General features: G+C 69.2%; 12 protein-coding genes. 5 read left to right on the forward strand and 7 right to left on the reverse strand.

The features are described from left to right. The first annotated feature begins 59 nt into the window (after positions 1-59). Both ACSQ3D_RS12730 and ACSQ3D_RS12735 read left to right on the forward strand, forming a co-directional pair. Entirely contained in the window at positions 60-548 is a 489-nt protein-coding gene (locus ACSQ3D_RS12730) for an Lrp/AsnC family transcriptional regulator (protein ID WP_436127141.1), read from the forward strand. A gap of 281 nt (positions 549-829) precedes the next feature. Further along, positions 830-1,882 carry a diguanylate cyclase gene (locus ACSQ3D_RS12735; RefSeq protein WP_436127142.1) on the forward strand — a complete coding sequence of 351 codons (1,053 nt, stop codon included), beginning with the start codon at positions 830-832 and terminating at the stop codon, positions 1,880-1,882. A 174-nt stretch (positions 1,883-2,056) separates the two neighbouring features. Here ACSQ3D_RS12735 and ACSQ3D_RS12740 read toward each other — a convergent pair whose 3' ends face one another. The 3 genes from ACSQ3D_RS12740 to ACSQ3D_RS12750 form a co-directional block, all read right to left on the reverse strand. Continuing rightward, the gene (locus tag ACSQ3D_RS12740; RefSeq protein WP_436127143.1) at positions 2,057-2,881 is read right to left on the reverse strand and encodes a sensor histidine kinase; all 825 of its coding nucleotides are present in this window, start codon (positions 2,879-2,881) and stop codon (positions 2,057-2,059) included. 143 nt (positions 2,882-3,024) lie between these two features. After that, entirely contained in the window at positions 3,025-4,452 is a 1,428-nt protein-coding gene (gene glmU, locus ACSQ3D_RS12745; protein WP_436127144.1) for a bifunctional UDP-N-acetylglucosamine diphosphorylase/glucosamine-1-phosphate N-acetyltransferase GlmU, read from the reverse strand. A gap of 156 nt (positions 4,453-4,608) precedes the next feature. Then, complete coding sequence (locus ACSQ3D_RS12750; protein ID WP_056162864.1) at positions 4,609-5,367, reverse strand: Crp/Fnr family transcriptional regulator; 759 nt, start codon at positions 5,365-5,367, stop codon at positions 4,609-4,611. A 138-nt stretch (positions 5,368-5,505) separates the two neighbouring features. Between ACSQ3D_RS12750 and ACSQ3D_RS12755 the strand changes: the two genes are divergently transcribed. Beyond that, positions 5,506-5,904 carry a BLUF domain-containing protein gene (locus tag ACSQ3D_RS12755; protein ID WP_056162862.1) on the forward strand — a complete coding sequence of 133 codons (399 nt, stop codon included), beginning with the start codon at positions 5,506-5,508 and terminating at the stop codon, positions 5,902-5,904. 157 nt (positions 5,905-6,061) lie between these two features. On the opposite strand, the gene fabF is transcribed toward ACSQ3D_RS12755, so the two are convergent. Beyond that, positions 6,062-7,345: a beta-ketoacyl-ACP synthase II gene (gene fabF, locus ACSQ3D_RS12760; protein ID WP_436127145.1), complete on the reverse strand. Its 1,284-nt coding sequence runs from the start codon at positions 7,343-7,345 to the stop codon at positions 6,062-6,064. Between the two features lie 324 nt (positions 7,346-7,669). Between fabF and ACSQ3D_RS12765 the strand changes: the two genes are divergently transcribed. Beyond that, a complete protein-coding gene (locus tag ACSQ3D_RS12765) occupies positions 7,670-8,266 on the forward strand; it encodes a TetR/AcrR family transcriptional regulator (RefSeq protein WP_056414268.1) in 597 nt (198 codons plus the stop codon). Between the two features lie 195 nt (positions 8,267-8,461). On the opposite strand, the gene ACSQ3D_RS12770 is transcribed toward ACSQ3D_RS12765, so the two are convergent. Both ACSQ3D_RS12770 and ACSQ3D_RS12775 read right to left on the reverse strand, forming a co-directional pair. Further along, entirely contained in the window at positions 8,462-8,872 is a 411-nt protein-coding gene (locus ACSQ3D_RS12770; protein WP_436127146.1) for a DUF2917 domain-containing protein, read from the reverse strand. A 105-nt stretch (positions 8,873-8,977) separates the two neighbouring features. Then, a complete protein-coding gene (locus ACSQ3D_RS12775) occupies positions 8,978-9,544 on the reverse strand; it encodes a DUF2917 domain-containing protein (RefSeq protein WP_436127147.1) in 567 nt (188 codons plus the stop codon). Positions 9,545-9,681: 137 nt separating this feature from the next. Between ACSQ3D_RS12775 and ACSQ3D_RS12780 the strand changes: the two genes are divergently transcribed. Continuing rightward, a complete protein-coding gene (locus ACSQ3D_RS12780) occupies positions 9,682-10,686 on the forward strand; it encodes a LysR substrate-binding domain-containing protein (RefSeq protein WP_056422755.1) in 1,005 nt (334 codons plus the stop codon). A gap of 50 nt (positions 10,687-10,736) precedes the next feature. Here ACSQ3D_RS12780 and tyrS read toward each other — a convergent pair whose 3' ends face one another. Beyond that, positions 10,737-11,969 (reverse strand): tyrosine--tRNA ligase, encoded by a 1,233-nt coding sequence (tyrS, locus tag ACSQ3D_RS12785; protein WP_396506751.1) that lies wholly within the window; start codon positions 11,967-11,969, stop codon positions 10,737-10,739. Positions 11,970-12,042: the final 73 nt, after the last annotated feature.

A 12,042-nucleotide genomic window follows, 5' to 3' on the forward strand; every position in this document is an offset into this window, starting at 1 on the left:
ATGAACTTAAATTTCACCAACCCACCAATGTGAATTTAAGTTTCATAATTGCGGGCAATATGGAATCCATAACACTCGATGCCACCGACCTGCAGCTGCTGAACCTGCTGCAAACCGACTCCGCCCAAAGCAACCAGTCGCTGGCCGAGCAGGTGCATGTGTCCCCACCCACCTGCCTGCGGCGGGTCAAGCGGCTGCAGGAGGCCGGGCTGATCGAGCGCCAGGTGGCCATCCTGCAGCCCGACCGGTTGGCCGCCATCCAGGGCCACGGCCTCTCCTGCATCGTGGAGGTGTCTCTGGACCGCCAGGGCGCCGAGCACCTGGATGCCTTCGAAGCCCGCGCGGTGGCCGACGGGGCGGTGCAGCAGTGCTGGCGCGTGTCGCCGGGGCCGGACTTCGTACTGGTGGCGCACACGCGGGACATGCCGGGGTATCTGGCGCTGTCGCAGCGGCTGTTCACCGGCGACGCGAATGTGCGGAACGTGAAGGCCTTCTTTGCCACACGGCGGGCCAAATTCGATACCAAAGTGCCCGTATCGCTTGATTAGCAAGCGCCAGCAGCTATACAAAATATAGCAAACCAATCGGCAATTGAATCGTGGCTTGAGCCGTGGTGAAGTGGCGGTTGAGTCGTGGGCGTTTCAAGATCGATCCGCGGCCGACCTGTGCAGCGAAGGGTCGACCTGTCCGCCCCGCGTCAGATCTAGGTCATTTCTCTCTGGCCTGCGTCGGCGGCCCACGGTAAGCTCCCCGCCAGCCTTCTTTACACAGACCTCAGCCCCATCGCACGCCGCCCCCGGCGGGCGCGGCCCACACCCCTTCGCCATCGATGCCGACGCCCGAACGCCAGATGCCCCGCCGTATCTACCCGCTGCGCGTGCTGGGCATGGGCCTGGGTGGCGCGGTGGTGGGGGTGGTGCTGTGGGAGCGGCACGCCTCGGTGTACGCCTGGTTGGGCATGGTGCTGCCGGCCTTCGTGTGGCCGCACGTGGCCTATCTGCTGAGCCGGCGCAGCACCGACCCGTACCGGACAGAGATGCGCAATCTGCTGGTCGATTCGGCGGCGGCGGCGGCCTTTGTGCCGCTGATGCACTTCAACCTGCTGCCCAGCGTGCTGCTGCTCACGCTGACCCTGGTGGACAAGGTGACCACCGGCATCCGCGGGCTGTGGGCGCGGTCCATTCCGGTGATGCTGCTGGCGGGCGTGGCCAGCGCGGTGCTCACGGGCTGGCACTGGGCACCCGAAACGTCGTTCGCCGTGCTGCTGGCCTGCCTGCCGGTGATGACCTTGCACACGCTGTCGGTCAGCGTGGTGAGCTACCAGCTCATCCGCCAGGTGTCACGCCAGAACCAAATGCTGGACGAGCTGCGCCGCATCGATTCGCTCACCGGCCTGTTCGGCCGCGGGCACTGGCAGGAGCAGGCCGAGGCCGCGCTGCGGCGCCACCACACCACCGACGAGCCCGCCTGCATGCTGATGATGGACATCGACCACTTCAAAGAGGTCAACGACGAGCACGGCCATGCCGTGGGCGACGAGGTGATCCGTGCGCTGGCCCACGTGGTGCGCGGCCATGTGCGGGCGGGCGACTGTGCGGGGCGCTATGGCGGCGATGAGTTCGCCATCATCCTGCCCGGCATGCGGGCGCAGGATGCGCTGGCCATTGCACAGCGCATTCGCGCCCAGGCCGAAGGCGTGCGGCTGCGCGAGCTGCCCGACCTGCGCCTGACCAGCAGCATCGGCGTGGCCCCGGCCGACCACCGCCACAGCAACCTGCGCGCGTGGATCGAGTCTGCGGACGCCGCGCTGTACGCCGCCAAGAAGGCGGGCCGCAACCGCGTGGCGGGGTGCATGGAGCCGGAGCTGGTGCCTGCGGTGTGATGCCACCCGCATGGGACGGCACCCAGCCCTTTCACGCTGAGCGCGTAGAAGCGCCGCGCAAGGTTTCGACAGGCTCAACCCGAACGGTTTGGGGCGATCCACCGCGGGTCCGTCTCGACCACTGCCTGAACCACTGCCTGAACCACTGCCTGAACCACTGCCTGAACCACGGCATCAACCACCGCCCCAACCACCCGCAGCAGCACCGGGCAGCGCCGCCGGCCATTGCACCCGCACCGTGCAGCCCGCGCCCACCCCCGCCGTAGCGGTGATGGCGCCGCCATGGCGCTGCGCGATCACCCGGCACAGTGCCAGGCCCGCGCCCACGCCGTCGAACTCGGTCTCGCGGTGCAGCCGTTGGAACACGCCAAACAGCTGGCCCGCACGTGCCGGGTCGAACCCCGCGCCGTTGTCCGTCACCGTGAACCCCACCTGACCCGGCGCATCCGCCGCCACGGCCTGCACGCTGATGAGCGCGGGCTGAGCGTTGTTGCGCGTGAACTTGAGGGCGTTGCCCAGCAGTTGCCCGAGCAATTCCTGCAGCAGCTCCGGGTCGGCATTCAACGTGGGCAGGTCGGGGGCGATGCGCCACTGCGCGTCACGACCTGCCTGCGCGCTGGCAAGGGCTGCGCGCGCCTGCGCCACCGCGTCGGCCAGCGGTACCGGCTGCCAGCGCACGGGGGCCTTGCCGGCGCGCGCCAAGGCCTGCAGCGCGTCGATCATCAGGCCCATGCGGCGGGCCGACTGGTCCATGGTGGCCAGGAAGCCCAGCGCCTCCTGCACCTCGGCCCCCTGCACCACGGCGGCAGGCAGGTCGCCCAGCGTCTCGCGCACCAGCGTGCCGTACGACGTGAAGTGCCGCAGCGGCGCACGCAGGTCGTGCGAGACCGCGCGCAGAAAGTCCTCGTGCGCCGCAGCCATGTCGGCCACCTGCTGCTGGCTGCGGGCCAGCTCGGTGCGCAGTTGCAGCAGGGTCTGCGCGGTGTCGTTGTCGCTCATCGTTCACACCCCTTGAAGTTGGCGCGACGCCCGGGCCCGGGCCAGGGCCAGCCAAAGCGCCATCGGCCGCACCGGGCCACCGGGCGCATTCTTGCCCCGCACCATCAGGGCGGAGGAAGGCGCGCAGCGGCTCACAGCGCTCCTCACTTCTTCGGCCGCGCCCAGTTGGCGATGCTGACCTGCTTGCCGCGCGCCACGCTCAAAGCGCCCGGTGCCGTGCTCTTGGTGATGGTGCTGCCCCCGCCCACCGTGCCACCTGCGCCGATGGTGACGGGCGCCACCAGCACGCAGTTGCTGCCGATGTGCACGTCGGCCTCGATCACCGTGCGGTGCTTGTTCGCGCCGTCGTAATTGGCGGTGATGCTGCCGGCGCCGTAGTTCACGCGCTCGCCCACCGTGGCGTCGCCCAGGTAGGCCAGGTGGTTGGCCTTGGCGCCGTCGGCCAGCGTGCTGTTCTTCACCTCGACGAAGTTGCCGATGTGCACCTCGCGGCCCAGTTGCGCACCGGGGCGCAGGCGGGCGAACGGGCCGATGAGCGCACCGGCGCCCACGCTGGCACCGGCCTTTTCGCCGTCGATGTGGGTGTAGGGGTGGATCACCGCGCCCGCGGCGATGGTGGCGTTGGCAATGCAGCAGTGCGCGCCGATGCTCACGCCGTCGCCCAGCTCCACGCGGCCGGTGAAGATGCAGTTCACGTCGATCTCCACGTCCTGGCCGCACTGCAGCTCGCCGCGCGCGCTGGTGCGGGTGTCGTCGCGCACATCCAGGCGTGCCGGGTCGGCCAGGCGCACGCCCTGCTCCATCAGGCTGCGCGCCACGCGCAACTGGTGCGCGCGCTCCAGCTCGGCCAGTTGCAGCGGGCTGTTCACACCGGCCACCTGCAGCGCATCGTTGATGCGGTGCGCCACCACGGGCACGCCGTCGGCCACGGCCATGGCGACGATGTCGGTCAGGTAGTACTCGCCCTGGGCGTTGTCGTTGGTCAGGCGTGCCAGCCAGCCTTTGAGCTGGCGCGTGGGCACGGCCATGATGCCGCTGTAGACCTCGGTGATGGCGCGCTGGGCCTCGCTCGCATCTTTATGTTCGACGATGCCCTGCACGGCGCCCTGGGCGTCGCGCACGATGCGGCCGTAGCCCGTGGGGTCGGCCAGCGTGACGGTGAGCAGCGCCAGTCGCCCGCCGCCACCCTGCGTGCTCGCATCCACCAGCGCGCGCAGCGTGCCGGCCTGCGTGAGCGGCACGTCGCCCGACAGCACCACGGCCGTGCCGTCGTCGGCCAGCAGCGGCGCCGCCTGCTGCACCGCGTGGCCCGTGCCCAGCTGCGGCTCCTGCCGCGCAAATTTCACATCCAGACCACGGCTGCCACTCGCGGCCCCCGTGCAGGCGGCTTCTACTTCGGCAGCACCGTGGCCGGTGATGACCACCGCGCTGCGGGCCTGCAGGTGTGCGGCCTGGTCGAGTACGTGGTGCAGCAGCGGGCGCCCCGCCAGGCGCTGCAGCACTTTGGGTATGCGGCTTTTCATGCGCGTGCCCTTGCCGGCCGCCATGATGAGGATGTCGAGTTGCGTCATGAACGATGAGGGAGAGTGCGGGCCGCGCCACGGTGCGTGCGCAGGCCGGTACGGGATTATCGGCTGCAGCGCACCCCACGCCACATGCTATGTAAAACATAGCGCCTGGCGCTTGCCAGATAAGCGGCAGGGCCGTTTTTGATGCCCATCGGCAGGCTACAGCAGCGGCAGCAGGCGCGGGGGCGTGTCGTAGTACTCGGCGATGCGGGCCAGCGCGCGGGTGTTGAGCAGGCGCAGCCGCCCGTCTTTGAGCTCGTGCAGGCCCAGCATCGACAGGCGCCGCAGCGTCTTGTTGGTGTGCACCAGCGACAGCCCCAGGGCATCGGCGATGTGCTGCTGGGTGAGCGGAAACGCCACGGTGCCGCCCTCGGCCATGCCGATGCGGTCGAGCCGCCGGTACAGGTGCATCAGCAGCATGGCCACGCGCTCGGTGGCGTTGCGCCGCCCGGCGGTGAGCAGGTTGTCGTCCACGTGGCCCTCTTCGTGCGCGGCCAGCCAGGTCATGTCGTAGCCCAGGCGCGGGTGCTCGCGGAACACGGCCCACAGGCTGTCGTTCTGGAACACGCACAGCGAGCACGCAGTCAGCGCCTCCACGCCATGCGCCGAGGCGTCGCCAAACTCCTGCTGCAGGCCCACCAGGTCGCCCGGCAGCAGGAAGTTGAGGATCTGGCGGCGCCCGTCGCTCAGCGTCTTGTAGCGAAACGCCCAGCCCGAATACAGCGTGAACAGCCGCGCATTGCCCTGCCCTTCGCGCACCAGCGCGTCGCCGGGCTGCACCGCCATGGTGTCGCTGCGGAACCCCTCGATGAAGTCCAGCACCTGCGGCTCCACCAGCGTGAACGCGCCGGTCTTGCGCAGTCCGCAGGCTCGGCAGGCAGGAGGGCAGGCGGGGACTACAGGGGGGACAGCGCTCATGGTGCGGCGATTTTAGAAGCGGTCCTTGCGCGCGCAACACCGCAAGAGCGCAGATGTTGCGCAAGTGACGCGCCAATGCCGCGTATGTCTTTTGACATTGCGCGACCGCGCTGCCCCGGCCTACATTGGGGCATCCCTATGAACCTTTCCCCCGCACTGTACGAGGTGCTGTACGTCAGCATGCTCGCGCCCGACCAACCCCTGAGCGTCGTGGCCGAGATCGCCGCCGCCGCCCGCGTGGCCAACACCAGGATGGACATCACCGGGCTGCTCATTTTCGACGGGCAGCGCTTTTGCCAGCAGTTCGAGGGGCCCAAGAAAGCGGTGCTCAAGCTCATCGAGCGCATCCGCAACGACCCGCGCCATGTGAACGTCGAAGTCCTGCACCACGGGCTGCTCGCAGGCCGGCGGTTCCAGAACTTCAACCTGGCCTTCAGCACCGTGGAAGACGTGGACGCGCTGGCGCGCATGGAGCAGCTGGACGGCGAGGCCGCGCTGGCCGCCTTCACCGCCGTGTGCGAAGAGCTGGATTACTGAGACTTACCCTTCCCCGGTCACCCGCGCACGGCCCGGCCGCCTTCCCAACGCGCCGCGCCAGGCCAGGCCAGGCCAGGCCAGGCCTGGCCGGGCCAGTTGCACGGCAACCCGCCCGGCGCTCACGCTGCCATTCAGGCTTGTCGCCAAGGTCTTTTGATCAGGCCTGCCCGTGCGGCCAGCGCCGCAGCACCAAGGTGGCATTCACCCCGCCAAAACCGAAGCCGTTGACCATGGCGTGCGACAGCGCCATCGGCCGGGCGGCCAGCGCGACCATGTCCAGCCCCCCCGCCTGCTCATCGGGCGTGTGCAGGTTGAGCGTGCCGGGCACCACCTGGTCGCGCAGCGCCAGCACCGTGAAGATCGCTGCCACCGCACCTGCCGCACCCAGCAGGTGCCCGGTGGCCGATTTGGTGGAGCTGACGGCGATGCCGCCGTCGGTGCCGAACACGCGGCGGATCGCTGCCAGTTCGCCCCGGTCTCCGACCATGGTGGAGGTGGCGTGGGCGTTGAGGTACTGCACCTCGCCAGCGCGCAGCCCCGCCTGCGCCAGGGCTGCCTCCATGCTGCGGGCCGCCCCATCGCCATCCTCGGGGCCCGAGGTGATGTGGTACGCGTCGGCCGACGTGCCGTAGCCCACCAGCTCGGCCAGCGGCTGCGCGCCGCGGGCCAGCGCGTGCTCCAGCGCCTCGATGACCAGCATGCCCGCGCCCTCGCCCATCACGAAGCCGTCGCGCTGCGCATCGAACGGGCGCGAGGCCTCGTGCGGCGCATCGTTGAACCCCGTGGACAGCGCCTTGGCCGCGGCGAACGCGCCCAGGCTCACCCGGTCGATGGCGGCCTCGCTGCCGCCGCACACGGCGATGTCGGCCTCGCCGCAGCGGATCATGCGGGCCGCATCGCCCAGCGCCTGCACGCTGGCGGCACAGGCCGTCACCGGCGCACCCAGCGGGCCCTTGAGCCCATGGCGGATGGACACATGCCCCGCCGCCAGGTTGACCAGGAACGACGGCACGGTGAACGGCGACAGCCGCTGCGGCCCGCGCGTTTCGGTGGTGCGCACCGCATCGGCAATGGCGCCGAACCCGCCGATGCCCGATGCGATGACGGTGGCCGTGCGCGCGAGCACAGCCGCATCGCCGCCCGCGACAGGCCAGCCGGCCTGCGCCAGCGCCTGCTGCGCTGCGCCCAGCGCGAACGGGATGAAGCGGTCCATCTTGCGCTGGTCCTTGGGCGAGACGATGGCGTCCACATCCCAGCCGCCCTCGGGGTCCTCGGCCAAGCTCAGCACACGCCCTGCGACCTGGGCGGGGACGCCTTCTGCGACCCCGTCCGGCAGGCGGGTGACGCCCGAGCGCGCGGCGAGCAGGCGCTGCCAGGCCAGTTCCACCTGGCTGCCCAGGGGCGAGACCAGACCCATGCCGGTGATGACGACGCGGCGCATCAGCCGATGGCTCCAGGGCAGCGGGCGGCGGTCAGCGCGCCAAGGGGGGTCACAGTGGATTTCATGAAAACATCTCGCTGGTAATGGGCCTGCCCTGCAGCGCCCCTGGTGGCGGCTGCAGCGTCAAAGCGGCGCGGCCCTCACGACCTCACTGCGTGGAGGCCAAGCGGTGCACCGCCCGCGCGGGCCCGAGGGACGGCGCAGCATCACCACCGCATTCACAGGGGCAAGGCTGGATTTCAAAGCCGAGGCTTATGATTGGAGCCGTCATCATAAGCACAAAACAGCTTATTGCGTACGACCGCAATCATTAAAAGGTTTTCCATGAAGGTGTCCAAAGCACAGGCCGCAGAGAACCGCCAGGGCATCCTGGACGCGGCGTCGCGGCTGTACCGCGAGCGCGGCCTGACGGGCGTGGGCGTGGCCGACATCACCCGCGACGCCGGGCTGACGCACGGTGGGCTGTACCGGCATTTCGCGTCCAAGGATGCCCTGGTGCGCGAGGCCTGCGCGCGTGCGTTCGACTGGTCGATCGCGCCGCTGGACGGGCACACGCCCAACGCCAACATGGCGGACCGCATCAAAAGCTATCTCTCGCCACAGCACCGCGACGAACCCGGCAACGGTTGCCCGGCCGCTGCGCTGGCGGTGGACGCGGCCCGCGCGGGGCCCGAGTTGTCGCAGGTGTTTGCCGAAGGCATCGAGCGCAACATCCAGCGCTTCACACAGTTGCTGGCCGACCACGCGCCGGGCGCCCCGCCCTCGGCCCAGCGTGCACGGGCCATGGAAGTGCTGGCCACCATGGTCGGCGGCCTGGCGCTGGCGCGGGCCACGGCTGCGGGGCAGCCCGAGCTGTCGCAGGAAATCCTGGTCACGCTGCAGGCGCAGCTGATTGACCTGCTGGAGACCCCGCCACGCTGACGCAAGGCGCGCACCCCGCTGCCTTGGGCGTATCGCGTCTTGTTTGCTATCAAAAAAAGAGCTTCTGGCGCTTGCGGGACAAGCGGCAGAAGCTCTCAGGGCATTGATTTCCGGGTCGTTCCCTGCCGTGCCGGTGATGGCACGGCGTCGACACCCTGGCGCAGGGTCTGCAGGGCAGCCCCGGGCCGGCGTGCCTCAGGCGCAGCAGGCGTCCGTGGACACGCGCTGGTCGGCGGCTGCGGCACTGCCGAAAGCCGCGCGGCGCCACCAGGGTGCAGCGCCTTCGGCATGCGCCGCTGCGGCGGCCACCGCGGCCACGCGGTACTGCAGGCGCTGCGTGCCCAGGGGCTCGACCACTGCATGCTGGCCGGCAGCGATCTGCAGCGTCTGGCCGGCGTGCAGGAAGACGTCGCCGGCCTCGGCGCCCGTGCCGTACGGGCCGGCATCGAGCGTGACCCAGGCGTGACCTTCGGCGACGCGCAGGGCCAGGGCCGCGCGGGGTGTCAGGCTGACTGCGTTGCCGGGCAGCACGGTGGTGGCGCCCTGGGCGGACTTTGCCGTGGCAGCGGCGGATTGGACTTGGAAGGTGTGCGAGGTGGTGTTCATGGCGTTCTCCGGGTTTACCCTTGATGGACTCTATGGTGCGGCGTGCTAGACACGGCGTCCAATGAAAAGGAATGTGCCGATTGATGCTCTTCTTGCATGTCGCCCTCAAGCCGTGGTGCGAGCACGGGGCGCTGCTATCCGAAAGAGAGCAAACCGCGCGATTCCGACCGCCAGCCGGCTGCCTGCGCCCAACACCTGCACGCCCGCCTGGCCCACGGCACGGCCGCCCTGGCCCAGGGCGTGCATCAGGTCGCGCAGGGGCAAGGCGACGCTGCATTCCCACTCGGCGCCGGGCCGCAGCAGGCGCTGTGCCGGTGCAGCGGGCTGCGCCGCCCACTCGAAGGCCACGGTTTCAGGCAGCGCGCCCGCGGGGCTCCAGGCTTCCATCACCACATGCTGGCCGGGCGCGACCACCAGGCGATCGCCGGCCTGCAGCACGTGGTCGGCCAGGCACAAGGGCAGGTCAGAGCGCAAGTCCGCCGGCAGCCCGGCCAGCGACGCGCCCCGCAGGGTGACCCAGGCGCGGCCCTGCGCGATGGCCAACACGCCGTGCTCGCGCGGGTGCAGCGACAGGGCTCGGCCAGGGTTCAGTTTCCAGCAACCGGCCGCAGGTCGGCCAGCCGATGGGGCTTGGGCGGATTGTTGCGATTCCAGAACGTTGCGGGCTGGCATGACGGACTCCTTCAGGTGCGCTCAATGCGCGTTGATGAGCATCAATGTTGCCGCCAGCGCCCTACACAGTCCAATGAAAACGCGGTACGCTATTCATTCCATCGACGCATGAATCTGGACCTCCTCAGGAACCCGCCATGGCCTCAGCCGAGTACTCTCCCGCCGTCCTTCGCACCCGCGCCGTGGCCACCGGCCACTGGCGCGCCTTTCTGGCCGTGGCGCGGCACCTGAACTTCCGCGCCGCCGCCGACGAGCTGTCGCTCACCCAGTCGGCCGTGAGCCGCCAGATCCAGGCGCTGGAAGAAGAAGTGGGTGTGGCGCTGTTCCTGCGCCACACGCGCGCCGTGGAGCTGACCAGCGCGGGTGCGCAGCTGCAGCGCGCCGTGGCCCCGGCCATCGAGCGCATGGACGCCGCCGTGCGCCTGGTGCGCCAGACGGCCGGCCGGCGCAGCGTGGCCATCACCACCTGGGCCAGCTTTGCATCGATGTGGCTCATCCCGCGCATGGAGGAGTTCCAGCGCGACAACCCGGGCATCGACATCCGCATCGATGCGAGCGATGTGCAGATCGACCTGGACACCTCGGACGTGGACCTGGCGCTGCGCTACGCCATGCCCGGCGGCGCCACGCAGGGCGGCACGCGCCTGTTCGGCGAGCAACTGGCCGTGGTGGCGAGCCCCTGGCTGCTCAAAAGCGGCAAGCCCCTGCGCACGCCGGCCGACGTGGCGCAGTTCACCCTCATCGAGGCGGGCGACGCCCACCGCACGCATTACCTGGAGTACCTGAGCTGGCGCCGCTGGTTCGACGCGCGAGACCTGGCCAAGCTGCAGCCTGAGCGCTGGCTGTACTTCAACTACGCACACCAGATCGTGCAGGCCGCGCTGGCCGGCCAGGGCCTGGCGCTGGCCCGCATGCCGCTGATCGCGGACGCCCTGGCCTCGGGCGACCTGGTGGAGGTGCTGCCCGGCCACCGCATCGACTCGCCCCTGACCTACTGGCTGATGGTGGGCCCCCGCAGCGCCCAGCGCCCGGAGATCAAGGCGTTCTGCGCCTGGCTGGAGCTGCAGGCCCAGGCGACGCGCGAGGCGATTGGCGATGTGCCGGACCCGGATCTCAATGACGACCTGGACGGGGCCGATTAGCTACCAATTGAATAGCTGGCAGCGCCCCTACAGCGAGCGCTGCAGGCCCGTCAAGCCAGCGTCACCCGTGCGAATTTCCGCTTGCCCACCTGCACCACGTAGGTGCCCGCGTCGAGCTTCAGGCCCTTGTCGCTGACCACGCTGCCATCCACGCGCACGCCGCCGCCGTCGATCAGGCGGCTGGCCTCGCTGCCCGACGGCGCGAGGTTGGCCTGCTTGAGCAGCGCACCGATGCCCAGCGGCGCGCCCGACAGGCTCACCTCGGGAATCTCATCGGGCACGCCGCCCTTGCTGCGGTTGATGAAGTCCTGCTCGGCCGCCTCGGCCGCGGCCGCGCTGTGAAAGCGCGTGGTGATCTCCTTGGCGAGCATCACCTTGGCGTCCTTGGGGTTGCGCCCGCCGGCGATCTCGGCTTTGAGCGCGGCGATGTCGGCCAGGCTCTTGAACGACAGCAGCGTGTACCAGTCCCACATGAGCGTGTCGCTGATCGACAGCACCTTGGCGAACATGGTGTTGGGCTCTTCGGTGATGCCGATGTAGTTGTTCTTGGACTTAGACATCTTGTCCACGCCGTCCAGGCCCACCAGCAGCGGCATGGTGAGCACACACTGCGGCTCCTGGCCGTACTCCTGCTGCAGGTGGCGGCCCATGAGCAGGTTGAACTTCTGGTCGGTGCCGCCCAGCTCCAGGTCGCTTTTCAGAGCCACCGAGTCGTAGCCCTGCATCAGCGGGTACAAGAATTCGTGCACCGAGATGGACTGCCCGGTGGTGAAGCGCTTGTGAAAATCGTCGCGCTCCATCATGCGGGCCACGGTGTACTTGGCGGCCAGCTGGATCATGCCGCTGGCGCCCAGGGGCTCGCTCCATTCGCTGTTGTAGCGGATCTCGGTGCGCGCCGGGTCCAGCACCAGGCTGGCCTGGCGGTAGTAGGTCTCGGCGTTGGCCTTGATCTGGTCCTTGGTGAGCGGCGGGCGCGTGCTGTTGCGGCCCGAAGGATCGCCGATCAGGCTGGTGAAATCGCCGATCAAAAAGATCACCTGGTGGCCCAGATCTTGCAACTGGCGCATCTTGTTGAGCACCACGGTGTGGCCGATGTGGATGTCGGGCGCGGTGGGGTCCAGCCCCAGCTTGACACGCAGGGGCTGGCCCGACGCTTCGGAGCGCGTGAGCTTTTGGACCCACTCGTCCTGGGGCAGCAGCTCGTCGACGCCGCGCAGCGAGATTTCGAGCGCCTTTCCTACACCATCGGACACCGGGCTTGTTGTAACAGCAGATTGATTCATAAGGGTTTTTTGGGATGTCTAGACAGCGTGCGCCGCTATACTTGCGCCCACCTTGCCAAGGCGGGATTCTAGT

Origin of the sequence: Acidovorax sp. LjRoot117 (assembly GCF_964252695.1) — a bacterium.
Taxonomy (GTDB): Bacteria; Pseudomonadota; Gammaproteobacteria; order Burkholderiales; family Burkholderiaceae_C; genus Acidovorax.

Coding starts and splice junctions, on each gene's coding strand:
- ACSQ3D_RS12740 (WP_436127143.1), bottom strand. CDS start 2,881: ATGAGCGACAACGACACCGCGCAGACCCTGCTGCAACTGCGCACCGAG.
- tyrS (WP_396506751.1), bottom strand. CDS start 11,969: ATGAATCAATCTGCTGTTACAACAAGCCCGGTGTCCGATGGTGTAGGA.
- fabF (WP_436127145.1), bottom strand. CDS start 7,345: ATGCGCCGCGTCGTCATCACCGGCATGGGTCTGGTCTCGCCCCTGGGC.
- ACSQ3D_RS12730 (WP_436127141.1), top strand. CDS start 60: ATGGAATCCATAACACTCGATGCCACCGACCTGCAGCTGCTGAACCTG.
- ACSQ3D_RS12750 (WP_056162864.1), bottom strand. CDS start 5,367: ATGAGCGCTGTCCCCCCTGTAGTCCCCGCCTGCCCTCCTGCCTGCCGA.
- ACSQ3D_RS12770 (WP_436127146.1), bottom strand. CDS start 8,872: ATGAACACCACCTCGCACACCTTCCAAGTCCAATCCGCCGCTGCCACG.
- ACSQ3D_RS12755 (WP_056162862.1), top strand. CDS start 5,506: ATGAACCTTTCCCCCGCACTGTACGAGGTGCTGTACGTCAGCATGCTC.
- ACSQ3D_RS12765 (WP_056414268.1), top strand. CDS start 7,670: ATGAAGGTGTCCAAAGCACAGGCCGCAGAGAACCGCCAGGGCATCCTG.
- ACSQ3D_RS12780 (WP_056422755.1), top strand. CDS start 9,682: ATGGCCTCAGCCGAGTACTCTCCCGCCGTCCTTCGCACCCGCGCCGTG.
- glmU (WP_436127144.1), bottom strand. CDS start 4,452: ATGACGCAACTCGACATCCTCATCATGGCGGCCGGCAAGGGCACGCGC.
- ACSQ3D_RS12775 (WP_436127147.1), bottom strand. CDS start 9,544: ATGCCAGCCCGCAACGTTCTGGAATCGCAACAATCCGCCCAAGCCCCA.
- ACSQ3D_RS12735 (WP_436127142.1), top strand. CDS start 830: ATGCCGACGCCCGAACGCCAGATGCCCCGCCGTATCTACCCGCTGCGC.